The organism is Prochlorococcus sp. G4PB17, from assembly GCF_059772445.1.
Genome location: NZ_CM186288.1, coordinates 1,853,036 through 1,876,014 on the forward strand (window position 1 = coordinate 1,853,036; position 22,979 = coordinate 1,876,014).

Genomic DNA, 22,979 nt, shown 5'->3' on the forward strand with positions numbered 1-22,979 from the left:
CTAAAAGATAATTTATCTATGGCTTTAATGATTGTTAAAATTTATTCCTTGTCTTTTCTTTTTAACTCGACCTAAATAAATGTGAATGAGTAGGATTATAAAGCTTTGATCTATTATTACCTATTTTTAATGTTGGACTAATTATATATAAAGTTGTTCTGATTAAATTTTGTTCTAAAGATGTTTTTGCCATCTCACTTAAAGGTATAACTTTTATCCATTCATCTGGCCAAGTTACTCTATATGCAATTGCTACAGGAGTATTCGCAGGATAGTACTTTATAAGTATGGATTGAACTTCTTCTACATGTCTTGCACTTAGGTAAAGACATAAAGAAGATTGAATAGATGCTAGTTTTTGAAGACCTTCCCTCTCTGGTTTCCCTGTTCTACCATCAGCTCTGCTAAGTATTATTGTTTGGGTTAAATCTGGAATTGTTAGTTCGAACCCTAAAGTTGCTGCTGTTGCTTGATAGGCACTTACTCCAGGAACCACTTCTACCTCAATTCCTTCATCATTTAATCTACATATTTGTTCTGATATTGCTCCATATAAGCAAGGGTCACCATCATGAAGACGAACAATTTTTTTACCTTCCTTATGTTTTTTAATTAAAATTAAAATGATCTCTTCTAGAGTTAATGAACTTGTCTTTATCTTTTCACAATCATTTTTAACAAGTTTTGTTATTTGTATAGGGATTAGAGAGTCAGTCCAAACAAGAACATCAGCTGTTTTTAGTCTTTGTTGAGCTCTTATAGTAATTAAATCTAAAGCGCCGGGACCTGCTCCGACAATTGAAATCGGATTCATTGATTTCTCCCATTAGTTAAGGAAGGATCGGGTAGTGGTTTCTTAGAAATATAAATTCTCCATAGTCCTAATAATCCTGTGCTAATTAAAAATAAACTAATCAATTGTGCTATTCGTAGTCCTCCCTCACAAAAAGGTGGAAACCCACCCAAGCAGAGAGGGTCGGTTCTTAAGGCTTCTATCCAAAACCTTCCTAAGCTGTAAGTGATTAAATATAAGCAACTTAAACTGCCCGATGGTAGATTAAGTTCTCTTTTATTTGCTTTTCTAAAAAGAAAAATCAGTATACCAAAAACTAAAATATTCCATACTGATTCATAAAGAAAGGTAGGGTGAAAAAAATCTTGCATTGAGAATATTTCTGGCCTAAATCTATAAGGTATAAATAATTTCCAGGGTAAATTTGTAGGTATCCCAAAAGCTTCATTATTAAAAAAATTCCCCCATCTACCTATTGCTTGGCCTAAGGCAACTGAGGGAACCAAAACATCTAAAACATCCCAAAAAGGCTCTTTTCTCCAGCGGCAAAAAAATATAATAGATAATGAGCCCATAATCATGGCCCCATGAATTGCAATACCTCCTCCCCAAATTTCTATCGCACTGGGAATAGGAATATTTAAGTTCAGGAAATTAATAGAACTCCAGAAGTTTTTTCCAGTGTAGTTTCTCCATTCAAATACAACATAATAAATTCTTGCACCAATCACAGATGCGAAAACTAAAATAGGAAGTAAATCGTTAATAACGCTTTTTTTTAATCCTTTTTTTAAAGCTAACTCACCTGATAAATTTAAACCTAATAAAACTGAAATAGCTATTAGTAATCCATACCACCTTAATGAAAAAGGCCCCAGTTGAAACAACTCAGGCCCAGGTGATCTAAGCGCTAAAAATATATGTTCCATCAACTATTTGATTTTATATTCCTTCAGCAGCTTGAACTTTTTCTACTTGTTTCTTTTTAAGAACTAGCATTATTTGGGATAATCCAACTCCTATAAAGAAAATTATCATTCCAATAACCCTTGCCTTACTTTGTAAAACTATTTCCTTGTCAAGTTGACCAAAACCCCCAACATTTGGGTCTTCAGTTAATTTTGCACCTTTCTCAATAGTGTCACCTTCTTTTATTAATAATGAAGTCCCAGCAGGAAGGTTTTCAGTAAAACTTTCTCCTTCTTCATTGTTTAGATTAATTATTTGTGTTCCATCTTCGTTGGTTTCTATTGAAGTTATTGTGCCTGAATTTGTTGCCGTAAACAAATTGTTATTGCTTTTTTCACCAGTTGGATAAACTTGACCTCTTCCTCTGTTACCTCCTACATGAATTGAATACTTTCCAAAATTATAATTGCTGTCTTTTCTAGGATCAGGAGATAATACAGGGAAAACAATCTCTTTGTTTTGATCCCCAGGTAAAGGACCTACTAAAATAATATTTTCTTGTTCCTCGCTGTATTGGGTGAAGTAAACACCTTGAGTCTCTTCTTTAATTTCATCAGTCCATCTTTCTTGAGGAGCAAGCTTAAATCCATCTGGAAGCATTACAACGGCTCCAACTTGGAGAGGAACTTTGCTTCCATCAGCTCCAATCTCTTGTAGGTCCTTTTTATAAGGTATTTCTACTACTGTTTTGAAAACACTATCAGCAGCAACTGCCTGAGGCACTTCAGCTCTTGTTGGCATACTTGCTACATGACAATTAGCGCAAACAATTTTTCCTGTTGCCTCTCTAGGATTTTCAAATTTTTGTTGAGCCCAAAATGGGTATGCCCAAGTTGGTTGAGGAATTACAAATATTGAAAACCCTATAAAAACTGAAAAGAGAAAAAGTTTTAATGAACGACTCATGGTTTTTAAAATGGTATTGAAGTGTTTTGTCATTTATTTATCATCCCCACCAAGGATCAGTACCAGTTCGGAAATCAGTTTCTGTCCACTGACTTACTAGAACTTGATCATCCTCAACTGAGACATGAGCTATCGCTAGAGATAGAGGGGCTGGACCTCTTACAACTTTTCCTGTGGAATCGTATTGACTTCCATGACATGGACACATGTATTTATTTGCTCCACTATTCCATGGAACTACACAACCAAGATGAGTACAAATCGCATTAATTCCGTAACTAGTAATTGCATCTTCGCCTTCAACTATTAGATAGGTTGGATCACCTTTAAGTCCTTGGACCAAACTTCTATCACCAACTGGATGGGTGGATAGCCAACCACTTGCACTTACATTATTTCCTAACTCATCTTTTGCATTTGTTCCACCACCACCTCCGCCTGCTCTATAGGGAGTAAAGTATTGAGCTACTGGATATAACGCTCCTAACGCAACCCCTGTAACTGTTCCAAATGTAAGCAGATTCATGAACTGCCTTCTGCCCATTGAGGGCACATCTGCAGTTGTCATTTGTGTCATTACAGACGTTCACCTATACATGGATATTAGACCAGAATGGACACATAACGGGTTATTAATCTCTGCTAAGACTAGGTTTTGAAATGAGTTTTGAATTTAATGCGTCAAATTCTGGTCGTTACTCTTCTTCAACTCCATTGGAAGCAGAAGAAGTAATGAAGTGCTTAAGAAGGCGCTGGGGCGTAACATATGATTTGCGTTTGTTAATAAAAAGAGACCGTATATATTTGCAAATGATGTGGGGATTCCTAGAGCAACAGTCTTTTCCTATCGATGAAGACACCTTTAAAGAAAACTTAAATCGAACCTTAGAAATAATTAACCGTGCTGGCCAATCAAATTTTGTTAGAAATTGGCTGGAAAATGTTCAGGCCAAACCAAGACTAGGTAAAGCGATTACATTGGCTTTGCCTAAGGATCAAAGGATGGACGAATTTGTTGTTTGAGATTTGTTGTTAATGCAACTAAACCAATTCCAACAAAAAACAAAAAAGTTATCGATGTTGATAAAAGGAGCATAGTTATGGGATCAGTTGATGGAGTTAAAACTGCTCCTGCAATGGCTGATGCCATAACTACCAATCTCCATGCAGATAACATCTTTTTCCAAGAAATTATTTCAAAGAAACCTAAAATTAATTGGAGTATTGGTAGTTGGAAGGCTAAACCAGTTGAAAGCATAAGTAGAAGGACAAAATCTAAATATTTTTCTATTGACCAGATTGGTTCAACCACATCGGCCCCATAATTTATTAGAAATCCCAAGGCTGCAGGTATCAAAGCCTTCCAAGCAAAGAAAATTCCTAAGAAAAATAAAATTGCTGAACCTGCAACTGATGGTGCTATCAAAACCTTCTCTTTTTTAGTTAATCCTGGAAGGATGAACTTTAAAAATTGGTAAAGTATGAAAGGAAGAGACAGAGTAAGCCCTCCATAACCTGCAACTTTTATTGAAGTAAATAAAAATTCACCAGGTGCTACTTGTAAAAATTGTATTTTTCCCGCTGGAATCTCTAATGCTTGTACAAGTTTCTTGATAAATAACAAACAAAAACCTGATGAAAGAAGAATTGCTATAAGACTTTTTAGGATCCTCTGACGAAGTTCTTCAAGATGATCAACTAAAGGCATCTCAAAAGATTGAGATGCCTCTTTTGAATTAGCTTTTCCCTCGATCCTTATAGGAGGAGGAGCTTTTAAAATATTTTTGTTTTTGTTAGAGCTATTCAGGTTGATTTGGCTTATTAAGATTATTTTAATAGTAAATTGAGTTTGTAAGTAGTTAGTAAGAAATTTTGCTAGATATTTTTGGAAGAGATAAATTATTGATTAATAATAAATTAGGATATGATTTTTACTTGTTTTTTGTTGGGTCAGGCAAAATAAAAGGAGGACAATCATTTAGTGAAGATTCACCATAACTAGCATATTCTTTGTAGCCACCCATTTTTCCGTTAGTTTTCATTAATGCGCTTGTAAATGCTAATAAAAGAAAGACTGTGGGAGCTCCAATAATTAAGGCTGCTCCAAATGCATATCCAATTAAAAATTCTGGGAAAGTGTGATTACCAAGAAACTCATGCGTGCCTAGCAAAAAATCAATCATTTTAAACTGGTCTAATCAAGATGATAGTAAGTCATTGAAGTTCACTTCTGGTGGAAATATTTCGCAGCTCTCTCAGCTTTTCCCCATAGGACCTTCCCACCCCTATGACTAACTGTCCCTGGTAACGACCCTGATATCCTTTTTAGATTCTCAATTGGAACCATAATTATTGGTGTAAGCTTGTTGCCTTTCGCACGGCTAAAGAAAGAAGCAAGATCAGCAGCTAATTCAATATCTTTATCATCAACAAGTCCATTGGATGATTTAAGTACAACATGGCTTCCAGGTGTCTCTTGAGCATGAAACCAGAGATCTCCTTTTTTCCCTTGCCTTAGACTAATGAATTCGTTTTGCCTGTTATTAGAACCTATTTGAATCTTTAGACCACTAGGACTTTGAATCTCTTTTATAGTTGAAGTCTGTTCTTTTTTTCTATTTGATTTAAATTTGGATGAATTTTTTTTAATGCAAATATATTCTTCTACCTCTTCTTTAAGTTCAATTAGTGAATCTAGTTTATTTTTATTAGACTTATGATACTCAAACATTAATGAATCGAGAAATAACTCAAAATATTCAATCTCAGATATTTTCTTTTTGTGAAATTCTACTCTATTTAGAATTGATTCTCTAGATCTTTTTTTTCTTTTAGCTTCTTTGAATAGATTCTGAGCCTCAATTATTTGCTTCTTTGTTGGAGATTTTAAAGTTAGAATATTATTAGCCTTCTTTTGCATGGCTATATATTCAGAGATGTTTTTAATTAGTAATCTCTGCGCTTCTAGTTTTCTTTTTTCATCATCTTTTGATTTTTGGAGATCATTTTTTAATTTTTCTCTAATAGAGTTTATTTGTCTATCTATAATTTTATTTGAATAATATATGCCAAGTCTAATACCAATTTGTGTATTCTCAACTGTTGAGTTGACTTTTCCCCAGACTACAAAATCAGTTGGACCATTGAAATTAATAGTGTAATTATTATTCTCAATATCTACTAACCACTTTTTCCATCTTTGATATATTGCTTCCCATGTTTTTAATTCAATACTTGTTACCGATTGATTTATTATTTTAATTGCTTCATCGTGATTATTGCTTGCAATTTGTAATGTTAGAGCTGGACTTATTCCTTGATAAGTATCTTTAAGGCAATTCTTGAATGTTGATGGAACCAGGCATATATTCTCTTTCCATTTTTGAAATGATTCAGAGAGGTTAGGAGGTAATCCTTTAAGAGGTGGAGGAGATTTGTAACTATCTCCAGTCCCCATTGGCCTTAGCCTTGAGTGATTTTTTTTTATTTTTTTCCCAAGAGTAACAACTTTGCTTGAGCTGTCTAAAAGTAAAATATTACTGTGTCTACCCATCAACTCGACTACAACTTCTTTCTCAATTTCTTTACCAGGTCTGCTAGAGAATTTAAACCTTACTATTCTTTCAAAACCAGTTTGTTCTATATTTACCAAAGCTAAATTAACTAATAAATGTTTTAGTTGTTTAGCTAATGTGCTTTTTTCACCATATCTTTTTGGAGGTGGTATTTGTACAATTCTTGGGGACTCAGCAAGCCAACTGATTTCAATCCATGTAAGTTTTTCAAGTGTTCTTAATCCTAATTGAAGCGTATTTGAATCAATTTGTTGTGCGTTCTCAAATCTACTTGGAACTATGTCTTGGTTAAGTTCAAAAACAACCGCTTTAAGGGTTGTTAAGTCCATTATTTGAATTGGAACTTTGTTCATTTATCATCCTTTTAACTTTATAAATAACGTAATCAACCTTCAGAAGGTAAATAGGATAGGATTTAATTATGTCATCTTTAGGAAATCTTACAGTTCTTACTGGCCCAAGTGGGGTGGGTAAAGGAACAATTGTTAGGAAAATCCTTGATAGCCATAGTGATGTATGGCTTTCTATTTCTGCCACTACTCGCAAACCAAGACAGGGAGAATTTGAGGGGGTGCATTATTTTTTCTTAGACAAGAAAAACTTTCAAGAAATAATTGATAGTGAAGGTTTTCTTGAGTGGGCTTCATTCTCTAATAATTTTTATGGAACTCCCAAAAAAATAGTTAAAGAAAAAATAGAAAAAGGAACAAATGTTCTTCTTGAAATTGAATTAGAAGGTGCTCGACAAATTCGAAAGTCTTTCCCTGAAGCATTGCAAATATTTTTAGCACCACCAAATTTATCTGAACTTGAAAAAAGAATTAGAGGGAGAGGAACTGAGACCGAAGAATCTATTAGAGATCGTTTGGCCATCGCAAAGAAGGAGCTTATTGCGAAAAAAGAGTTTGACGCTGTAATTATTAATGAAGATATAGAAAAAACCTTCAAGGAAATTGAAGGTTTAATGGGATTAAAAAATTAAATTTAATTAATAATTTATATTTTTAAAAGGACATCGGGTGGAAAAGTAGGTCTGGTACGAATCTATTAAATTCAACAATAATACTTGCTGTTATTGTGATCCAAATCGCTGCCACGACTGGGGCTGATCTAAACCATTTAGTACGAAATAATTGAAACATTAGTGAAAAAAATTAAGTGGTTTTAGGAATAAATAATTTATTTAGCCTCTTGGACCATTAAGAGTCACATTATTATCTTTTTCCCTGAGTTCTCCATTCTTCCCTTCTCTATTGGCTTGTAGAGGCCAAGCCGCTCCTCTTTTTAAACATTGCCAAGCCAAATCAGTATCAATTATGATTTCATATTCTGCAGCGTTCTTTTTGCCTCTAACAGCTCTTACATATTCCCTTCCAGACCAACCAATAATACCTGCAATATAGATAAACATTACTCCTGGAATTAGGAGATCTCCTTCGTGACCTCTGTTAATCCATGCACCCCAAGGTTCAATAGGAGGACCAATTATTAAATGAGGAAGCCCATCATCTCCACATAAGGCTTTGCTGTATCTTTCAAATCTTTTTATTGCCTGATCTGTGGAGGCTGTGCTCGCTCTCTCTTGGAAACGGGGATTATCAGCGCAAGATACCAAAGCAGAAGCAGTGAAATCTGTAGGGGCTCTATCAGCGTTTAGTGCTGGGCCTGGCCTTGCATTAGCAATTGGAGCTATTCCTAATAAAAGAAATGCTGAAAGTAAAATTGATAAAAGACGACTCATGAGTTCTGATTTTTATCTGTTTCCCTGTTTTAATGGGATTTCAATACTAAACTTAGTTGATGACTAGCTATAAATGTCAATAATTTTATCCCTCGAAACAAGTTGTGACGAGTCTGCAGCAGCTTTAGTTTCTGATGAAAAAGGAAAAATTGATTTGATAGGTCATGAAATAGCTTCGCAAATGCAAGAACATGCTAATTGGGGTGGAGTTGTTCCGGAAATTGCTTCAAGAAGACATTTGGAAAATCTTCCATTTTTAATTGAAAAAGTTTTTGCAAAATCAAAATTACAGATACAAGATATAGATGCAGTAGCAGCAACTGTTACTCCAGGATTAGCAGGTTCACTTTTGGTGGGATCAATTACGGCGAGAACTTTAGCAAATTTGCATCAAATTCCATTTTTGGGAATTCATCATTTGGAGGGACATCTATCATCAATATATTTGTCGAAAAATCATCCTAAACCTCCTTTCTTAGTCTTATTGGTCAGTGGAGGGCATACCGAATTGATAAAAGTAGATTTTCAACATAAGTATCAACGTCTTGGTAGAAGCCATGATGATGCAGCTGGAGAAGCTTTTGATAAGGTTGCAAGATTATTGGGACTTTCCTATCCGGGTGGTCCAGCAATACAAAAAATAGCTAAATCTGGAGATCCAAAAAAGTTCTTGTTCCCAAAAGGGAGAGTGTCTAACCCTGAAGGGGGTTTTTATCCATATGACTTTTCTTTTAGTGGGTTGAAAACGGCTGTATATAGACAGATAGAAAAAATCAATTCAGAAAATAAAAAATTACCAATAGAGGACATTGCTGCAAGTTTTGAAAACATAGTGGCGGAGGTCCTAGTAGAGAGGAGCCTTCGATGTGCTCTTGATCAAAGTCTAAATTCTCTTGTACTTGTAGGAGGAGTTGCGGCAAATCTCCGATTAAGGGAAATGATGCTTGCAAAAGCGTCTGAAAATTCTATTAATATTGCTCTTGCACCAATGGAATTTTGTACTGATAATGCTGCAATGATTGGTGCGGCAGCGTTGTTAAGGTTGTCATCTAATAATTATCAAAGTTCAATGGAACTAGGTGTCTCCGCTCGTTGGCCCTTAGAAAAATCTGATTTACTTTATGATTCTAATCCTCCTTTTTAATCAATATTTTTAAGCTTTTTAATTTTTTATTATGCCTGTAAACAATCGAAATGAAGCGAATAAATCAACTAGGCCGGCAAGCTCAAGTGAACTTAATTCATGGAAGAGAGGTTTCACTCCTCAAGCTGAGATATGGAACGGCAGAATGGCAATTGCAGGTTTAATTATTGTCTTAACTAGTCTTTTAGTATCAAATTTAATTTTTTCTGGCTAGTAAAAAGTATTGGTTTTATAATATTATTTAGATCTAATTTTTTGTTTGTCATTCTGCTTATTTAGTGAATGTAGGTCTTATCGTTGGATTTTGAAAAGAGAATTGTTAAGTGGTAAAAAGACGGTAATTTTTATTGGCTTGAATCCTTCAAAAGCTAATTCATCAATTAACGATAGGACTATGGTGAAGATAATTAATTTTTGTTCACGATGGAATTATAAAAATATCTATATAATAAATCTCTTTGGACTTATTTCTAAGGCTCCCATTTTACTATCAAAAAGCCATGATTCAATAGGGATAAATAATGATTTAATTACTTTGAAATCATTAGAATTTTGGCGAAAAGATAGTAATTGCGATTTGTGGTTAGGGTGGGGTGATAAAGGACAATTAAAAGGACGTGATCGTAAAGTTCTAAAATTAATTAAAAATTTTTCGAATTTAAAGCCAAATGAAAATAATTCTCTTCAACGTGTTTTATGTCTTGGCCTGACCAAAAAAGGGAACCCTCGTCACCCTCTCTATATGCCTAATCGATCTTTCTTAAGAAAATTTGATTTGTAATTTTTTATTGGTTTTGTAAGTTATTTTCTAAAGTAGAATGTATAAATTATATTTGGATTGAAAGGGTTGCTACTCTATAAGAATATGAAGGTAAAATCAGCTTATTAACTTATTTATTTTCTTAGGTAGATTTAATGATACTCGTTTATGTCTTCATTGCTAGTTATTTATGACTCCTGAGCGACTGGGCTTGCTCTGGGGTATCACAGTTTTTTCTGGAGCTGGAGCAAGGTTACTATCAGTGCTAACAGGACTTCCTGGGGTAGTTCTATTGTTGCTTTCTGGTTTATTGATTGGGAGATCAGGTCTTGGATTGGTTGAACCTTTAGATCTAGGTAAGGGGTTGGAGACAATAGTAGGGTTATTGGTAAGTCTTGTTTTATTTGATGGTGGTTTAAATCTTCGATTCCCTGGGGGAACAATCAAGTCAATAGTTCTAAGAATTTCTTCAATTAGATTAATTATCTCACTAGCAGCGGGCTTCTTTGCTGCTCATTGGTTTGCAGGACTTGGTTGGTCAGTAGCAGGTGTTTACAGCGCAATTGTTCTTGCTACTGGACCAACTGTTGTAACTCCATTAGTTCGACAAATTCGACTTGCATCACCATTAAGTGATGTTCTTGAAGCTGAAGGATTGATCCTAGAACCCATCGGAGCTGTGCTCGCACTTTTGCTGTTAGAACTTGTTGTAGGAGATTTGCATGGCTGGAGAGAGTTACTGCTTGGTTTACTTTCAAGGCTTGGGGGAGGAGTTTTAATTGGTTCAATAGCAGGCCTTTTGTTATCAGAAGGTTTGAAGCGCTTACGATCTGAACCTTATATAGGGATCAGATTGCAACTAACTCTTGGGGTTATTTTTTTACTATATGGGGTATGTGAATGGTTATTACCTGAATCAGGATTACCTGCATCTGTTGCCGCAGGATTTGTTGTTGGACAAAGACCATCTACGCAGGCGAATGAGCTTGATAAATTAATTAGAGAGCTCGCTCAGTTAGCTATAACCATGCTTTTCCCTCTACTAGCAGCAGATGTTTCATGGGGGGAATTAAGTCCTTTAGGGTGGGGAGGTATAACTTGTGTGCTTTTTTTGATGATCGTAGTGAGGCCAATAGCTGTATCGATAGCAACTTATGGATTACCTCTTGAAAATAAACAAAGATTGTTTCTTGGTTGGTTAGCTCCGCGCGGGATAGTAACAGCAGCAGTTGCCTCTTTATTTTCTATTAGATTAGAACAGGCAGGTGTTTTAGGGGCTGGAAAACTTCAAGGATTAGTTTTTTTAACAATATTAATGACAGTAGGCATACAAGGTTTAACAGCTCAACCTTTAGCAAAAATGTTGGGCTTGTTGGATGAAGATAAAGATCTAGATAAACCTACTAATTCGGGTTCTATCTTTACTGACTCTTGAAAGTAAAACCCAACTTTGAATTAAATCAGGTCCATTAAGAGTTCCGAAAAGCGCAGCTCTAAGACTTTTCATAACAATACCTTTTTTTACTTCGCAGGTTTTTGTCGCTTGATTTATTAAATCAAACGCTTCTTCTTTAGAAGAGAATACAGCCGTTGAATTTATCAATTTTTCAAGAATAAACTTTAAAATAACCACTGCTTGTTTTGTTTCCAACTGCTTTTTGCCATCATCACTTAATTCTGGCTCTTCAAAAAAAGGTTTAGCTTGATCAACTCCATCATTAATAAGAACCATGGATGGTCCTATTAAAGTTACAAGATGGATTCCCCATTCTTGACTTGGAAGTTGCCATCCATTTTCTTTAAATAAAGGATCTAAATTTTCCAATAGAGTTTCAGCCGACATTTCATGGATTACTTGAGAATTGAGCCAGTTCAATTTGTCCCAATCAAATTTTGCTGAAGCTTTATTAACCTTTTGGAAACTAAAGACATCTGCAATTTCTGAGATTTTGAATCTTTCATCAATCCCCTCTGGAGGAGACCAGCCAAGAAGAGTCATATAATTTGCCATCGCTTCTGCTGTATAACCCATTTTTTTGAATTCAGAAATTGAAGTAACCCCATCCCTTTTTGAAAGTTTTTTACCTTCAGAATTAAGAATTAGAGGTGTATGAGCAAAAACTGGAATATTCAGACCAAGAGCTTCGTAAAGAAGAATTTGCTTTGCTGTATTTGCAAGATGATCTTCTCCTCTTATTACATGAGAGATTTTCATTGCAGAATCATCTGCAACAACTACTAAGTTGTATAAGGGATCACCTATTGAATTTGCTGGTGCTCTTCTTGCAATGACCATATCCCCTCCTAAATCTTTACCACTCCAAGTCATTTCTCCTCTAATCAAGTCATTCCAAGAAATTAATTTTTGATCACTGATTTTGAATCTGATAACCGGTTCTCTTCCAACCTTTATAAATTCTGATTCTTGCTCTGGAGTTAGGTTTCTGTGCCTATTATCGTATTTTGGAGCTAAACCATTTCTCTTTTGAGTTTCTCTCATTTCATCTAATTCAGCTTCTGATGCATAACACTTATATGCAAATCCTTTATCGATAAGGCTTTTTATTAGTTTTTTATGTTCATTTACTCTTTTACTTTGAATTGTTGGGGATTCATCCCAGTGAATTCCTAGCCACTGCAGCCCATCATATATGTTTTTTATATACTCTTTTTTTGATCTTTCAAAATCAGTATCTTCAATTCTTAAGAGAAAAGTTCCACCTTGTTTTTTTGCAAAGAGCCAGTTAAATAAAGCAGTTCTCGCTGTTCCTAGATGAAGTGTTCCTGTTGGACTTGGTGCCAATCTTACCCTAACTGTCAAAGCTCTAATACGATTTAGATACGGGACCGACGGGATTCGAACCCGCAACTTCCGCCGTGACAGGGCGGTGCTCTAACCAGTTGAACTACGGTCCCAATTTTAGGCCTTCAAAAGGATTTTATCTTTCATTAGAAATCCTTTGCCTTTGCCCAATGAGTATCATCCTAAAAATGCCTTCTAGTCAACTAAGAATTAATATTGTTGACTTAAGAAAACTATCTTTATAAGGTTTTTTTCAATCTAATTCTCTAAGAAGAGAGATGCTCATGAAATAAAACAAAATAAGTAGATGACTTTTAAGGACGAAAACCAGCAGGCTCTATGAGCCTAACTTGATTTCCACGAGCTGTGAACTCGCGTCCTTGGTCGCTTTGCACTACTACACGGCCACCTGATTTCACACGAATAACTCGAGCTCTGACCCAGCCTAATGCGGCTGACTCAAGAACTTTTACGACATCGCCAGGTTGAAGATCCAACTCCATTCTTTAAAAAAGTAACTGCAGAAAGGGTTTTCGAACGCGCCGTGGAGGACTTGAACCCCCGACATCAGGTTTTGGAGACCTGCGTTCTACCAACTGAACTAACGGCGCATTTTATATACCCTTTAAGTCATTGTTGACCAATGACTTTTGATTGAGGAGGCCGAAACCTCAGCGGTCGAAGCGCTGCTTTACGCGTGTGGCTTTGCCCACTCGCTCACGCAGATAGAAAAGCTTCGCTCTTCTTACTTTACCTCGGCGTTCAACCTTAATGGATGCAACTTGTGGACTGTGAACCAGAAAGATTCTTTCAACTCCTATTCCTTGAAAAATTCTTCTTACTGTAATTGTCTGATGAATTCCTCCATGTCTCTTTGCTATTACAACACCCTCATAGGGTTGAACCCTCTCCTTATTACCCTCACTTATTCGGACACCAACACGAACTGTATCTCCCACGTAAATATCAGGGAGATCTTTACTTAGTTGTGCGTCTTCAAAAGTCTTTATTAATTCTGCAGGAGAGAACTTTTTAACTGGAATTTTCTTTCCTTTAGATTTTGTTTCAGAAGCAAGTTTTACCTCAGACACCTCTGAAGCATTTGATTCATCTTCAACTTTTACCTCCTCAGATGAGGGCTCTTTCGAATCAACGGACATCACCAATTGCTCTTAATTTGGCCGAGTCTTTATTGTAACCGCTGGTTTCTCAAATTAAAAATTTTTTATATTTCTGGATCTTGGCACCCCTGTTTGACCATGATTTTCTCATTTGGCTTTTATGCAGTCACTGATTGATCGTTTGAAAGAAAAATTAGCTTTCGCTAACTTTTTTTAATATAGAAATTTTATTAAAGAAAAGAATTTTTTTAATAAAACTGCCCCTCTTCATTTCATAGTTCAACTATTATTAATTTGTTAATGAAATGCAAATTTTGAGGTTTTTACTTTTTCTGAACAATGAAACTTTTTTCTGATCTTCTTTCTTCTGCAAACTCAAAAATCCCTATCAATAAAGGTCCAGTTATTAAACAAAGGAGAGGAGTGGAAATTAAGTCTTCCAGAGAGATAGAAATTATGCGTAAATCTAGTAAAATAGTTGCAACTGTATTGAGTGAGATTAGAGACTTAGTTAAACCTGGAATGTCTACTTTGGATCTAGATAATTATGCAGAAAAACGAATAAGAGATCATGATGCAACACCAAGTTTTAAAGGATATCATGGCTTCCCAGGTAGCATATGTTCAAGTATAAATAACGAGGTTGTTCATGGAATACCAAGTAAGACAAAAATTATTAATGATGGAGATTTACTCAAAGTAGATACGGGAGCTTTTTATAATGGTTATCACGGAGATAGTTGCATAACTATATGCGTAGGTAATACTTCAGATGAAGCAATTGAATTAAGTAAAGTAGCTAAAGAAGCTTTGATGCTTGGAATAAAACAAATTAAGCCAAAAAACCAACTTCTTGATATTGCAGGAGCGATAGAAGATTATGTTAAAGCTAACGGTTTTAGTATTGTCGAAGATTACACAGGACATGGAGTTGGAAGAAATCTTCATGAAGAACCTTCGGTATTTAATTTTAGAACTAATGATTTGCCAAATATTACTCTGAGAGAGGGTATGACAATTGCAGTTGAACCAATAATTAATTTTGGTTCAAAGCATTGCAAAACACTTCGTGATGGATGGACTGTAATTACAAAAGATGGTAATCTATCTGCTCAATGGGAGCATACTGTCTTAGTTACTGAAAATGGATTCGAGATCCTTACTGATAGAGGAGATTGATTTTTCTTTGAGGGTTAATTTGAGTAAATTCTTTTAATAAATCTTGAATATAATATTCTAATTGATTCAGTTAATGGCATTAATAAATAAGTAAAGGGATTAGGAGTTACTATGATTAAGTAAGCATCATTTTCTGCTTTTTGTACTATCTTTTCTGCTACGAATTCAGGACTTAGAATTCCTTGTGGATTTAGTTTAGATTTAAAAGGACCTAAGATTAGTTTTTTGATAATAAGAGAATTTCTTTTTTCTATTAACAAATTAATTTTTTTTAAACTTACAAGTTCACCTATCAGACGTTTTGTTATTTCATAGACTGGACTAAAAGCTATTTGAAACTCTGCCTCAGATGTATTTACCCATACTTCTTTTGGACTGTGCTTTTTTGCTTTATTAGATAGGGATATATTCTCAAAAACTTCTATTAATCTCCAATGACTAAGTGAATTTATTTCTATGGTTTTATTTATATTATTTGAATCAATCATTTGTTTTGGGTTAAATCCATGATTAAGTATCAAAATATCAACATTAGCAAGGGTGTTTAAAAGGAGTCCTTCTTTCCCACAGGACCAAAGAATCCAGTCATTTGGATTGCTTCCTGAAGAGTCACTATTATTTTTTCTTTCATGAGTTAAGCCAACTACATAAGCCCCTTTCTTTCTCAGTACTTCAATAAGTGACTTTCCAAGAGTTCCATTTGCACCAGTTATGGCAATTCTTAAACCTTTAAACCTTGAGTCAACTGACAAGTTTTTGTTCATTGAGTTGAATCCATTGTATTTCTTACAAATAGTTTGAAGTTACTTGAGAATATTTGTCTAATGAGAATTTTATACAGATTTAGTGTTGAGAACTTTTACAAAAAGCCTAAACTTATAAAGATATTAATTTCACATAGATCTTTAATTAATGAGCAAGACCTTTCTAATTGGATCATGTGAACCATTTAGCGGTAAGTCAGCGTTAGTTCTTGGCATGGCAAGAAATTTAATTGCTTCGAATCATTTGGTTAGATTTGGTAAACCATTAGCCACAAGCCTTGAATTAAATATCTCTGAAAGAGGAGACATTGAAAATATGATTGATGACGATGTCAGGTTTGTTGGAGAAACATTAAAATTATCAGATGAGAACTTAATACCTTCGCTTCAATTTTTGTCTGCCTCTACCGCTAGAAAGAGGATTCAAGATAACATCTTAGATCCTGGGATTAAATTTAACGATTTTAAGTTATCTCTTAATTCTTCTGGTGAGGCTATAAATATTCTCGAAGCAGCAGGTAGCTTGCACGAGGGACTCTTGTATGGATTAAGTCTTAGTCAACTTGCTAAAGGTTTAAATGCTAAAGTTTTACTAGCTCATTTTTGGCAAGATAGTAGAAGTGTTGAAGCTTTGTTGGAGGCTAAAAATCAATTAGGAGATCATCTAGGTGGTGTTGTCCTAAATGCTGTTAACCCTGATCAAATCAAAGATATAAAAGAAAATATAGTTCCATCACTTAAGTCACTAGGTTTAGATGTTTTTGGAGTAATGCCTAGGTCCCCTTTGTTGAGGAGTGTCACTGTTGAAGAATTGGTGAGACGTTTAAATGCTCGAGTTATTTGCTGCTCTGACAGGCTTGAGCTGATGGTCGAGACTTTGAGTATTGGCGCGATGAGTGTGAATTCTGCAATGGAATTTTTTCGAAGAAGACGTAATATGGCAGTAGTGACCGGAGCTGATCGAACAGATATCCAATTGGCGGCTTTGGAAGCCTCTACTCAATGCTTGATACTGACAGGTGCTGGCGAACCACTACCACAATTAATTAATAGATCAGAAGAATTAGATGTCCCATTGTTAAAAGTTGATAGGGATACACTCTCAACAGTTGAAGTTATTGAGCAAGCTTTTGGGCATGTTCGTCTTCATGAGACAGTTAAAGCTACTTATGCTTTTCGATTAGTACAAGAACATTGTGATCTTGATCGAATCTTTAAAACTTTAGGAATTTCTTCTTGAGTTCATTAATAGTGGCTACCTTTAAATTATCTGAATTAAGATGTCCTTGAGTCGATCACTCGATCTTCCTGCATTGGGACGAGTTGATACTCTCGCTCAGGAATTGGCCTTGTTGAAAAATGAGGGGAAGAGAAGAATTGCTTTTTTAGGGAGCAGGCATGTACCTGTTGTATCTATTCATATAGTCGAATTAATTGCTAGATCTTTGGCTCAAGAGGGACATTCGATAATTACTTCAGGTTCTCAGGGCGTAAATGCTGCAGTAATTAGAGCGGTTCTAGATGTTAATCCCTCTCTCTTAACTGTTTTGTTGCCTCAGTCACTAGATAGGCAAACCCCAGAGGTTAAGGATCTTCTTGGTAGCGTTTTACATTTAATAGAGAAAGAAGATAACAATGATTTACCTCTGCCAATGGCAAGTAGTCTCTGTAATCAAGAAATTATTAACAGATGTGATCAACTGATTTGTTTCGCATTTCATGATAGTGAAACATTATTGAGTAGTTGTCATAGTGCTGAAGATATGGGAAAAGTTGTGAGCCTGATGTTTTTTGATTAATTTTCAATCAAAGATAATTTTCTTCCTCTAGATTTTCTTAAACTTACGAAATATCTCATAATTATATTTATAAGCAATTTGGCTTTTTTTTTATAAGATAGTGGAAACAAAGAGAATTTTTTATGCCCTCTTCTTATTCTTTTGATGTGGTTTCAGAATTTGATCAGCAGGAATTAGTAAATGCTATTGATCAATTGAGGAGAGAAGTGGATCAAAGGTATGATCTGAAAGACTCAAAGACAAAAATAGATATTAAAGAAGATGAATTATCTATTGTCTCTCTAAGTGATATGACAATCGAATCTGTAAAAGATATTTTATTACAGAAAGCTACTAAAAGAAATCTATCACTAAAGATATTTGATTTTCAAAAAATTGAAACTATAGGAGGAAATATGGTAATGCAAATTGTTAAATTAAAGAAAGGATTGCCTCAAGAAATTTCAAAGAAATTAAGTAAGTTAGTTCGAGATAATTTAAAGAAGGTAACAGTATCAATTCAAGGCGATAGCTTGAGAATTACTGGTAAAAATAAAGATGATTTGCAATCTGCAATTAATCTAATTAAGAAGAATGAAGATGATTTGGAAATAGCTCTACAATTTCAAAATTATAGATAATAAATTAATAATAAAAACTTTAACACCAAGATTTTTTGTTATGGAGCAATTAATAGAAAGACTTGCAAAAAAAGCAGTTGTATTTTCGGGAAAGTCAAAAAAAGAATTAGAAAGATCATGTTGGATGATTGTTCATGAGCATAAGCATGGGGTGATGCCAACAGAATACGATATTAGGGATATTGATGAAGAACTGTATTTGGAGGTTTTAAAAACAGCTAGAGATTTGGCTTAAGCAAAGAAGAGAGATTCTTTTTATTTATTGAAAATGACAATCTGGCGTTTTAAAAATAAATTTATTATTTTTTCTATCTAACAATTTTCGCAATACTTGCTAAATCAACATAAAATCATATTTAGATAAACTTTTTTATGACAACTCCATTTCGTAATGTGACTCCGAATGGACCAGGTGGCACAACAACTCTTCTACTTGTCCTTTCTTTTACCGGTTTTTTACTTCTTACTCAAGCATTTTTCGTTGTTCCTGCTGGACAAGTTTCAGTTGTCACAACATTAGGAAAAGTAAGTGGTGGATCACGTAAACCTGGTTTGAATTTCAAAGTACCTTTTGTTCAAAATACTTATCCTTTTAATGTTCAAACTCAAGTTAGACCTGAGAAATTTGATTCCTTAACTAAAGATTTGCAAGTCATTTCTGCCACGGCTACTGTTAAATATGCTTTAAAGCCTAACGAGGCTGGAAGAGTCTTTAAAACTATCTCCTATAACGATAGAGAGATATATAACAGGATTATTCAACCATCATTACTTAAAGCGCTTAAGTCAGTTTTTTCCAAGTACGAGTTAGTAACAATAGCTAGTTCATGGAGCGATATTTCTGAGTTGGTTGAGCAAACAGTTGCTGATGAACTTAATAAGTTTGATTACGTTGATGTTCAATCACTCGATTTGACTGGCTTGACTATCGCTGATGAATATCGAGCCGCTATCGAACAAAAACAGATTGCTGAGCAGCAATTATTGAGAGCTCAAACTGAAGTTAAAATTGCAGAGCAAGAAGCTCTTAGATACGACACATTAAATAAAAGTCTTGATGATCAAGTTCTTTTTAAATTGTTTTTAGATAAATGGAATGGTGAGACACAAGTTGTTCCATCATTGCCAGGAAATAGTTCAGGAAATGTTCCTGTAATTGTTAGAGGAAAAAATTAATTAGCCTTAAAATTGACTTAAAAAAATCCAATTTATTCATTTAAATTGGATTTTTTTATGAGATTTCAGAGAAACTTTCCTGAAAAGCTTTTATTGTCGCATCAATATCATCTTCAGAATGTGCAAGGGATGTAAAACCCGCTTCGAATGCACTTGGCGCTAAATAAATCCCTTTTTGAAGCATGAGTCTATGCAATTTACTAAACCGATTTGTATCAGCAGATTTAGCTTCTTCAAAGTTTCTAACTGGTCCTTCACAGAGATAAAAACCAAACATTGCGCTAATGCTTTGACCACAAATTGCAATATTTGACTCTTTAGCAGCTTTAATGACTCCATCGACAAGCTTTTTTGTGAGAGCTTCTAACTTTTCATAGGTACCTTCTTGATTAAGTAGTTCAAGAGTTTTAATGCCGGCTGTCATGGCAAGAGGATTACCGCTTAATGTACCCGCTTGATACATAGGACCAGAAGGCGAAACCATTGACATGATTTCTTTGCGACCGCCATAGGCCCCGACTGGAAGTCCTCCACCAATTACCTTCCCCATAGTGGTTAAATCAGGAGTTACTCCAAAGCGCTCTTGGGCTCCTCCATAGCTGATTCGAAAACCAGTCATTACTTCATCAAACACTAAAAGAGCTCCGTTCTCCTTTGTTACCTCTCTCAACCCTTCTAAGAATCCTGGTTCAGGGGTGATGAAGCCTGCATTCCCAACGACAGGTTCAAGGATGACTCCAGAAATAGCATCTGGGTTTTCAGCAAAAAGCTCTTTTACAGCTTCAAGATCGTTATAAGGAGCAGTAAGCGTATTTGCGGTTGTACTTCTTGGAACACCTGGTGAGTCTGGTAGACCAAGTGTTGCTACTCCAGAGCCTGCTTTCACTAAGAACATATCTGCATGGCCGTGATAGCAACCCTCGAACTTGATAACTTTATCCCTGCCAGTAAAGGCTCTCATTAAACGAAGGACAGCCATACAAGCTTCTGTGCCGCTATTAACAAAGCGAACCATTTCAACGCTTGGTACGGCATCTATGACCATTTCAGCAAGCTTGTTCTCGAGCAAACAAGGTGCTCCAAAGCTAGTACCTTTTTCAAGTGTTTCTTGAAGAGCGGAAATCACCTCTGGATGTGCATGACCACAAATTGCAGGTCCCCAGCTGCCTACGTAGTCGATGTATCTGTTTCCATCAACATCCCAAGCATAGGGACCCTTAACTCGATCAAAAACGATTGGATCCCCTTCAACAGATTTGAAAGCTCTTACAGGTGAACTGACTCCACCAGGCATTAAATTTTTGGCAGAGCCAAAAATTTCTTCAGATCTTTTTGTGTTCAACGCGTCTGTCACGGCACCTCAGAAAATGAGCTCATAAACACAGTCAGCCATAATGGCCTAAAAGTGACTGATTCGTCTAAATTTTTGAATCTGTTCAGCATCTGGTTATTTTTTTTTAATCTTTAATTGGTCAATCTTGATAAATGAGTTTAATCCTAAAAACAAGTGGCAGATTGACTTTCTTGGAGACGATGCCCCTTGAAGTCAATGTTTTTTTGCTAATTGTAAATATTTGATTTGTTAATTCTGTGATGATTTGAAAATAGAAAAAAAACAAATTTTTTAAAAGAAAAATTCATTTTCAGCATCCGATGGAGGCCAGCTAATATCGACAACAACAGGCGCGTGATCACTGGGTTTCTCTCTGGATCTTGGCTCTTTATCGATCCAACAACTATTGGCGCAACTAAGGATATCTTCTGTTAAGTAAATATGATCTATTCGCCAACCCTTGTCTCTTTCCCAGGCTGAATGGCGATAATCCCACCAAGACCAATTTTTATCACCTGGCTCGAAAATTCTAAAAACATCTTCTAATTGATCTCCTAAAGCATCTCTAAGTAATTTTCTTTCTTTTGAAGAAGCCATAATTGATTCTTTGTAATTACTAGGTGTGTGAATATCTCTATCTTCAGGGGCAATATTAAAATCTCCCAATAAACATATAGGTGAGTAATTTGAATTCATTTTATTTAGATACGATTTTAGACACTCCATCCATTTCTCTTTATAAATAAACTTTTCTGAATTTATAGATGATCCATTTGGAACATAAACATTAATGATTCTAATATTATTAATTTCAGCACTTATAACCCTTTTCTGCTGACTTAATTTCGATAAATCTTCATAGTTCGATATTACTTGCTCAAATCCAATCTTTACATCATTGATTGGGAATTTACTTATTATTGCTACTCCATTATAAGATTTTTGCCCAGAGATTGAAACTTCATATCCAATCTCTGAAAAAACTTTTACTGGAAAATATTGATCCTCTGTTTTTGTCTCTTGTAAGCAAAGTATGTCAACATCGTTAGTGATGATCCATTCTTTGACATGATCTATTCTTGAACGAATAGAATTGACATTCCATGTTGCAATCTTCAAGTCTCTAAAAATTTCGCTTAAGTTATTATTATGTAAAATTAGACGAAAGTTTTGTTTTGATACCAACCCCACGTTTTATTACTGGTCAATTCTTGTTGGCTTTCGCTTTCTTAACCCCAATTTTTATTACGACTGGGCGAATTGTTTCTTTTTCGAGAATAATAAAAATTGCAGACCTGCAAGATTATTCAACAGATAAGAAAAGAGACATATACAGCACTTTTGATTCAGAGGATAAAAAAGATCAAGGGTTACCTATAGATCCATTTGAATTGATGAATCGTCTAAAGCAAGCTGGAGCTATGAATAATGCTACAACTCCATCCGATGCACTTGATGAGGCTCTCAATGCCTTTGAACAGTCAGATTATGAAAATGTCCCAATTAAATAAAATCTTCATAGTGTTTGTAAGATTTTGGTAAATTTAAGGTTGGGCAACTTTTGGCCCATTTATTAAATAGATGCAAAACCATCCGATCCCTTCGGTTACTGATCCAATGCAATACAGAGCAATTGGAATAGTTAGAGGTATTTATAAACCTCAAGATGATGAAAACTTTACGCGAGGAAATCTAATTGATTCAAAAGGTAATGAAATCGATTCAGTTATTTTAGGAAGAGTTATAACTTTGATTCGTAATCACGTTTCTCTAGAAAAACCTCACCTGTGGGTTGTTTACCCAAGATGCAGGAATAATCAAAATCTTCATTTGCAAATCACAGGTATATGGGAGCCCAGTACTTTGAAGAAAGATATTGTTGAGCAAGATGGATTTAATGAAAGTTCAAGTTTCAAAGTTGATTCTGATGATGTATTGGAAGGTGATGATTATTTCTCAATAAGAGGAGAATTGATTTTTACTAAACCAGAAGAGAAAGAGGTAGTTATAAAAATCCGTCAAAAACCAAGAAATCAACAAAAAAAAGCTATACCTTTTAAAGTTAGTCTTAAAGGTGAAATACCTATTGATAATCTAAAAAGTTTTATTAGTCTGGATGTTCGACGAGTGGATCATCAACTATTAGTTGAAAATTTTCAAATAATTGGTCCTATTCCTAAACAACCAAATAATAATAAAAGTAAGAAAAACCTAAAAAGATAAGATAATATTCTAATTCTAAAAAATTTATACTAATGTATTTTCTGCGTAACTTTATTAATAAATTAACTCATAA

Annotated in this window: 29 protein-coding genes and 2 tRNA genes; 14 read left to right on the plus strand and 17 right to left on the minus strand. The window is 34.9% G+C overall.

The features are described 5' to 3' along the window. Positions 1–61: 61 nt before the first annotated feature. The 4 genes from cobM to petC are packed head-to-tail and all read right to left on the minus strand — an operon-like array spanning position 62 to position 3,245. Positions 62–814 (minus strand): precorrin-4 C(11)-methyltransferase, encoded by a 753-nt coding sequence (gene cobM / locus AC6EJB_RS10525; RefSeq protein WP_498491432.1) that lies wholly within the window; start codon positions 812–814, stop codon positions 62–64. Then, complete coding sequence (gene lgt / locus AC6EJB_RS10530) at positions 811–1,722, minus strand: prolipoprotein diacylglyceryl transferase (RefSeq protein ID WP_498491433.1); 912 nt, start codon at positions 1,720–1,722, stop codon at positions 811–813. The genes cobM and lgt overlap by 4 nt, the downstream gene beginning before the upstream one ends. A 13-nt stretch (positions 1,723–1,735) precedes the next feature. Then, positions 1,736–2,701 carry a cytochrome f gene (petA, locus tag AC6EJB_RS10535; protein ID WP_498491435.1) on the minus strand — a complete coding sequence of 322 codons (966 nt, stop codon included), beginning with the start codon at positions 2,699–2,701 and terminating at the stop codon, positions 1,736–1,738. A 7-nt stretch (positions 2,702–2,708) separates the two neighbouring features. Continuing rightward, positions 2,709–3,245, minus strand: a complete 537-nt coding sequence (petC, locus tag AC6EJB_RS10540; RefSeq protein WP_269604750.1) for a cytochrome b6-f complex iron-sulfur subunit — start codon at positions 3,243–3,245, stop codon at positions 2,709–2,711. A gap of 83 nt (positions 3,246–3,328) precedes the next feature. Between petC and AC6EJB_RS10545 the strand changes: the two genes are divergently transcribed. Then, a complete protein-coding gene (locus AC6EJB_RS10545; RefSeq protein ID WP_498491437.1) occupies positions 3,329–3,691 on the plus strand; it encodes a DUF3067 family protein in 363 nt (120 codons plus the stop codon). Here the strand turns inward: AC6EJB_RS10545 and tatC are convergent. From tatC to AC6EJB_RS10560, 3 genes are all read right to left on the minus strand, one after another. Further along, the gene (gene tatC, locus AC6EJB_RS10550; protein WP_498491438.1) at positions 3,657–4,376 is read right to left on the minus strand and encodes a twin-arginine translocase subunit TatC; all 720 of its coding nucleotides are present in this window, start codon (positions 4,374–4,376) and stop codon (positions 3,657–3,659) included. The genes AC6EJB_RS10545 and tatC overlap by 35 nt on opposite strands. A 223-nt stretch (positions 4,377–4,599) precedes the next feature. Further along, on the minus strand, positions 4,600–4,851 hold the full coding sequence (locus tag AC6EJB_RS10555; protein ID WP_413389984.1) for a hypothetical protein: 252 nt from the start codon (positions 4,849–4,851) through the stop codon (positions 4,600–4,602). 41 nt (positions 4,852–4,892) lie between these two features. Further along, positions 4,893–6,596 carry an Rqc2 family fibronectin-binding protein gene (locus AC6EJB_RS10560; RefSeq protein WP_498491439.1) on the minus strand — a complete coding sequence of 568 codons (1,704 nt, stop codon included), beginning with the start codon at positions 6,594–6,596 and terminating at the stop codon, positions 4,893–4,895. 68 nt (positions 6,597–6,664) lie between these two features. Here AC6EJB_RS10560 and gmk point away from each other — a divergent pair, with 68 nt between their 5' ends. Next, on the plus strand, positions 6,665–7,225 hold the full coding sequence (gmk, locus tag AC6EJB_RS10565; RefSeq protein WP_498491440.1) for a guanylate kinase: 561 nt from the start codon (positions 6,665–6,667) through the stop codon (positions 7,223–7,225). 22 nt (positions 7,226–7,247) lie between these two features. On the opposite strand, the gene psaJ is transcribed toward gmk, so the two are convergent. Further along, positions 7,248–7,385 (minus strand): photosystem I reaction center subunit IX, encoded by a 138-nt coding sequence (psaJ, locus tag AC6EJB_RS10570; protein WP_269604761.1) that lies wholly within the window; start codon positions 7,383–7,385, stop codon positions 7,248–7,250. Positions 7,386–7,426: 41 nt separating this feature from the next. After that, positions 7,427–7,984 (minus strand): Photosystem I reaction center subunit III, encoded by a 558-nt coding sequence (locus tag AC6EJB_RS10575; RefSeq protein ID WP_498491442.1) that lies wholly within the window; start codon positions 7,982–7,984, stop codon positions 7,427–7,429. Positions 7,985–8,057: 73 nt separating this feature from the next. On the opposite strand from AC6EJB_RS10575, the gene tsaD reads away from it, so the two are divergent. From tsaD to AC6EJB_RS10595, 4 genes are all read left to right on the plus strand, one after another. Then, positions 8,058–9,128, plus strand: coding sequence for a tRNA (adenosine(37)-N6)-threonylcarbamoyltransferase complex transferase subunit TsaD (tsaD, locus tag AC6EJB_RS10580; RefSeq protein ID WP_498491443.1), 1,071 nt, complete (start codon positions 8,058–8,060; stop codon positions 9,126–9,128). Between the two features lie 31 nt (positions 9,129–9,159). Continuing rightward, entirely contained in the window at positions 9,160–9,342 is a 183-nt protein-coding gene (locus tag AC6EJB_RS10585; protein ID WP_498491444.1) for a high light inducible protein, read from the plus strand. Between the two features lie 90 nt (positions 9,343–9,432). Beyond that, positions 9,433–9,909 (plus strand): DUF1643 domain-containing protein, encoded by a 477-nt coding sequence (locus tag AC6EJB_RS10590; protein ID WP_498491446.1) that lies wholly within the window; start codon positions 9,433–9,435, stop codon positions 9,907–9,909. Positions 9,910–10,078: 169 nt separating this feature from the next. Then, the gene (locus AC6EJB_RS10595) at positions 10,079–11,323 is read left to right on the plus strand and encodes a cation:proton antiporter (protein WP_498491447.1); all 1,245 of its coding nucleotides are present in this window, start codon (positions 10,079–10,081) and stop codon (positions 11,321–11,323) included. Here AC6EJB_RS10595 and gltX read toward each other — a convergent pair. From gltX to rplS, 5 genes are all read right to left on the minus strand, one after another. Continuing rightward, a complete protein-coding gene (gltX, locus tag AC6EJB_RS10600; RefSeq protein WP_498491448.1) occupies positions 11,279–12,709 on the minus strand; it encodes a glutamate--tRNA ligase in 1,431 nt (476 codons plus the stop codon). The genes AC6EJB_RS10595 and gltX overlap by 45 nt on opposite strands. A gap of 21 nt (positions 12,710–12,730) precedes the next feature. Next, positions 12,731–12,804, minus strand: a tRNA-Asp gene (locus AC6EJB_RS10605). Between the two features lie 201 nt (positions 12,805–13,005). Continuing rightward, complete coding sequence (locus AC6EJB_RS10610; protein ID WP_006043540.1) at positions 13,006–13,194, minus strand: SH3 domain-containing protein; 189 nt, start codon at positions 13,192–13,194, stop codon at positions 13,006–13,008. 35 nt (positions 13,195–13,229) lie between these two features. Next, positions 13,230–13,302: transfer RNA gene (locus AC6EJB_RS10615), tRNA-Trp, on the minus strand. 60 nt (positions 13,303–13,362) lie between these two features. After that, positions 13,363–13,851: a 50S ribosomal protein L19 gene (gene rplS, locus AC6EJB_RS10620; protein WP_498491449.1), complete on the minus strand. Its 489-nt coding sequence runs from the start codon at positions 13,849–13,851 to the stop codon at positions 13,363–13,365. A 300-nt stretch (positions 13,852–14,151) separates the two neighbouring features. Between rplS and map the strand changes: the two genes are divergently transcribed. Then, the gene (gene map, locus AC6EJB_RS10625) at positions 14,152–14,991 is read left to right on the plus strand and encodes a type I methionyl aminopeptidase (RefSeq protein ID WP_498491451.1); all 840 of its coding nucleotides are present in this window, start codon (positions 14,152–14,154) and stop codon (positions 14,989–14,991) included. A 14-nt stretch (positions 14,992–15,005) separates the two neighbouring features. Here map and AC6EJB_RS10630 read toward each other — a convergent pair whose 3' ends face one another. Continuing rightward, a complete protein-coding gene (locus tag AC6EJB_RS10630) occupies positions 15,006–15,755 on the minus strand; it encodes an SDR family oxidoreductase (RefSeq protein ID WP_498491453.1) in 750 nt (249 codons plus the stop codon). Between the two features lie 148 nt (positions 15,756–15,903). Between AC6EJB_RS10630 and AC6EJB_RS10635 the strand changes: the two genes are divergently transcribed. From AC6EJB_RS10635 to AC6EJB_RS10655, 5 genes are all read left to right on the plus strand, one after another. After that, the gene (locus tag AC6EJB_RS10635; RefSeq protein ID WP_498491454.1) at positions 15,904–16,995 is read left to right on the plus strand and encodes a phosphotransacetylase family protein; all 1,092 of its coding nucleotides are present in this window, start codon (positions 15,904–15,906) and stop codon (positions 16,993–16,995) included. 40 nt (positions 16,996–17,035) lie between these two features. Continuing rightward, a complete protein-coding gene (locus AC6EJB_RS10640; RefSeq protein ID WP_498491456.1) occupies positions 17,036–17,554 on the plus strand; it encodes a DNA recombination-mediator protein A in 519 nt (172 codons plus the stop codon). A 122-nt stretch (positions 17,555–17,676) separates the two neighbouring features. Beyond that, a complete protein-coding gene (locus tag AC6EJB_RS10645) occupies positions 17,677–18,174 on the plus strand; it encodes a YajQ family cyclic di-GMP-binding protein (RefSeq protein ID WP_498491458.1) in 498 nt (165 codons plus the stop codon). Positions 18,175–18,214: 40 nt separating this feature from the next. Beyond that, on the plus strand, positions 18,215–18,409 hold the full coding sequence (locus AC6EJB_RS10650; protein ID WP_498491459.1) for a DUF8662 family protein: 195 nt from the start codon (positions 18,215–18,217) through the stop codon (positions 18,407–18,409). Between the two features lie 137 nt (positions 18,410–18,546). Then, the gene (locus AC6EJB_RS10655) at positions 18,547–19,350 is read left to right on the plus strand and encodes a prohibitin family protein (RefSeq protein ID WP_269609827.1); all 804 of its coding nucleotides are present in this window, start codon (positions 18,547–18,549) and stop codon (positions 19,348–19,350) included. A 55-nt stretch (positions 19,351–19,405) separates the two neighbouring features. Here AC6EJB_RS10655 and hemL read toward each other — a convergent pair whose 3' ends face one another. Both hemL and xth read right to left on the minus strand, forming a co-directional pair. Continuing rightward, positions 19,406–20,704, minus strand: coding sequence for a glutamate-1-semialdehyde 2,1-aminomutase (gene hemL, locus AC6EJB_RS10660; RefSeq protein ID WP_498491461.1), 1,299 nt, complete (start codon positions 20,702–20,704; stop codon positions 19,406–19,408). 270 nt (positions 20,705–20,974) lie between these two features. Beyond that, positions 20,975–21,802, minus strand: coding sequence for an exodeoxyribonuclease III (gene xth, locus AC6EJB_RS10665; protein WP_498491463.1), 828 nt, complete (start codon positions 21,800–21,802; stop codon positions 20,975–20,977). Positions 21,803–21,858: 56 nt separating this feature from the next. On the opposite strand from xth, the gene AC6EJB_RS10670 reads away from it, so the two are divergent. After that, positions 21,859–22,194, plus strand: a complete 336-nt coding sequence (locus AC6EJB_RS10670; protein WP_498491465.1) for a hypothetical protein — start codon at positions 21,859–21,861, stop codon at positions 22,192–22,194. Positions 22,195–22,264: 70 nt separating this feature from the next. Continuing rightward, positions 22,265–22,906, plus strand: a complete 642-nt coding sequence (gene patR, locus AC6EJB_RS10675) for a heterocyst master regulator PatR (protein ID WP_498491466.1) — start codon at positions 22,265–22,267, stop codon at positions 22,904–22,906. The last annotated feature ends 73 nt before the right edge of the window (positions 22,907–22,979 follow it).

Excerpts from the sequence above, each read along its gene's own strand:
- AC6EJB_RS10645 (WP_498491458.1), top strand. The coding sequence starts at position 17,677 with ATGCCCTCTTCTTATTCTTTTGATGTGGTTTCAGAATTTGATCAGCAG.
- cobM (WP_498491432.1), bottom strand. The coding sequence starts at position 814 with ATGAATCCGATTTCAATTGTCGGAGCAGGTCCCGGCGCTTTAGATTTA.
- patR (WP_498491466.1), top strand. The coding sequence starts at position 22,265 with ATGCAAAACCATCCGATCCCTTCGGTTACTGATCCAATGCAATACAGA.
- map (WP_498491451.1), top strand. The coding sequence starts at position 14,152 with ATGAAACTTTTTTCTGATCTTCTTTCTTCTGCAAACTCAAAAATCCCT.
- petA (WP_498491435.1), bottom strand. The coding sequence starts at position 2,701 with ATGACAAAACACTTCAATACCATTTTAAAAACCATGAGTCGTTCATTA.
- AC6EJB_RS10595 (WP_498491447.1), top strand. The coding sequence starts at position 10,079 with ATGACTCCTGAGCGACTGGGCTTGCTCTGGGGTATCACAGTTTTTTCT.
- AC6EJB_RS10575 (WP_498491442.1), bottom strand. The coding sequence starts at position 7,984 with ATGAGTCGTCTTTTATCAATTTTACTTTCAGCATTTCTTTTATTAGGA.
- psaJ (WP_269604761.1), bottom strand. The coding sequence starts at position 7,385 with ATGTTTCAATTATTTCGTACTAAATGGTTTAGATCAGCCCCAGTCGTG.
- AC6EJB_RS10640 (WP_498491456.1), top strand. The coding sequence starts at position 17,036 with ATGTCCTTGAGTCGATCACTCGATCTTCCTGCATTGGGACGAGTTGAT.
- AC6EJB_RS10560 (WP_498491439.1), bottom strand. The coding sequence starts at position 6,596 with ATGAACAAAGTTCCAATTCAAATAATGGACTTAACAACCCTTAAAGCG.
- rplS (WP_498491449.1), bottom strand. The coding sequence starts at position 13,851 with ATGTCCGTTGATTCGAAAGAGCCCTCATCTGAGGAGGTAAAAGTTGAA.
- AC6EJB_RS10635 (WP_498491454.1), top strand. The coding sequence starts at position 15,904 with ATGAGCAAGACCTTTCTAATTGGATCATGTGAACCATTTAGCGGTAAG.
- AC6EJB_RS10655 (WP_269609827.1), top strand. The coding sequence starts at position 18,547 with ATGACAACTCCATTTCGTAATGTGACTCCGAATGGACCAGGTGGCACA.
- tsaD (WP_498491443.1), top strand. The coding sequence starts at position 8,058 with ATGTCAATAATTTTATCCCTCGAAACAAGTTGTGACGAGTCTGCAGCA.
- AC6EJB_RS10630 (WP_498491453.1), bottom strand. The coding sequence starts at position 15,755 with ATGAACAAAAACTTGTCAGTTGACTCAAGGTTTAAAGGTTTAAGAATT.
- AC6EJB_RS10610 (WP_006043540.1), bottom strand. The coding sequence starts at position 13,194 with ATGGAGTTGGATCTTCAACCTGGCGATGTCGTAAAAGTTCTTGAGTCA.
- tatC (WP_498491438.1), bottom strand. The coding sequence starts at position 4,376 with ATGCCTTTAGTTGATCATCTTGAAGAACTTCGTCAGAGGATCCTAAAA.
- AC6EJB_RS10545 (WP_498491437.1), top strand. The coding sequence starts at position 3,329 with ATGAGTTTTGAATTTAATGCGTCAAATTCTGGTCGTTACTCTTCTTCA.
- gmk (WP_498491440.1), top strand. The coding sequence starts at position 6,665 with ATGTCATCTTTAGGAAATCTTACAGTTCTTACTGGCCCAAGTGGGGTG.
- lgt (WP_498491433.1), bottom strand. The coding sequence starts at position 1,722 with ATGGAACATATATTTTTAGCGCTTAGATCACCTGGGCCTGAGTTGTTT.
- AC6EJB_RS10585 (WP_498491444.1), top strand. The coding sequence starts at position 9,160 with ATGCCTGTAAACAATCGAAATGAAGCGAATAAATCAACTAGGCCGGCA.
- AC6EJB_RS10650 (WP_498491459.1), top strand. The coding sequence starts at position 18,215 with ATGGAGCAATTAATAGAAAGACTTGCAAAAAAAGCAGTTGTATTTTCG.
- petC (WP_269604750.1), bottom strand. The coding sequence starts at position 3,245 with ATGACACAAATGACAACTGCAGATGTGCCCTCAATGGGCAGAAGGCAG.
- AC6EJB_RS10555 (WP_413389984.1), bottom strand. The coding sequence starts at position 4,851 with ATGATTGATTTTTTGCTAGGCACGCATGAGTTTCTTGGTAATCACACT.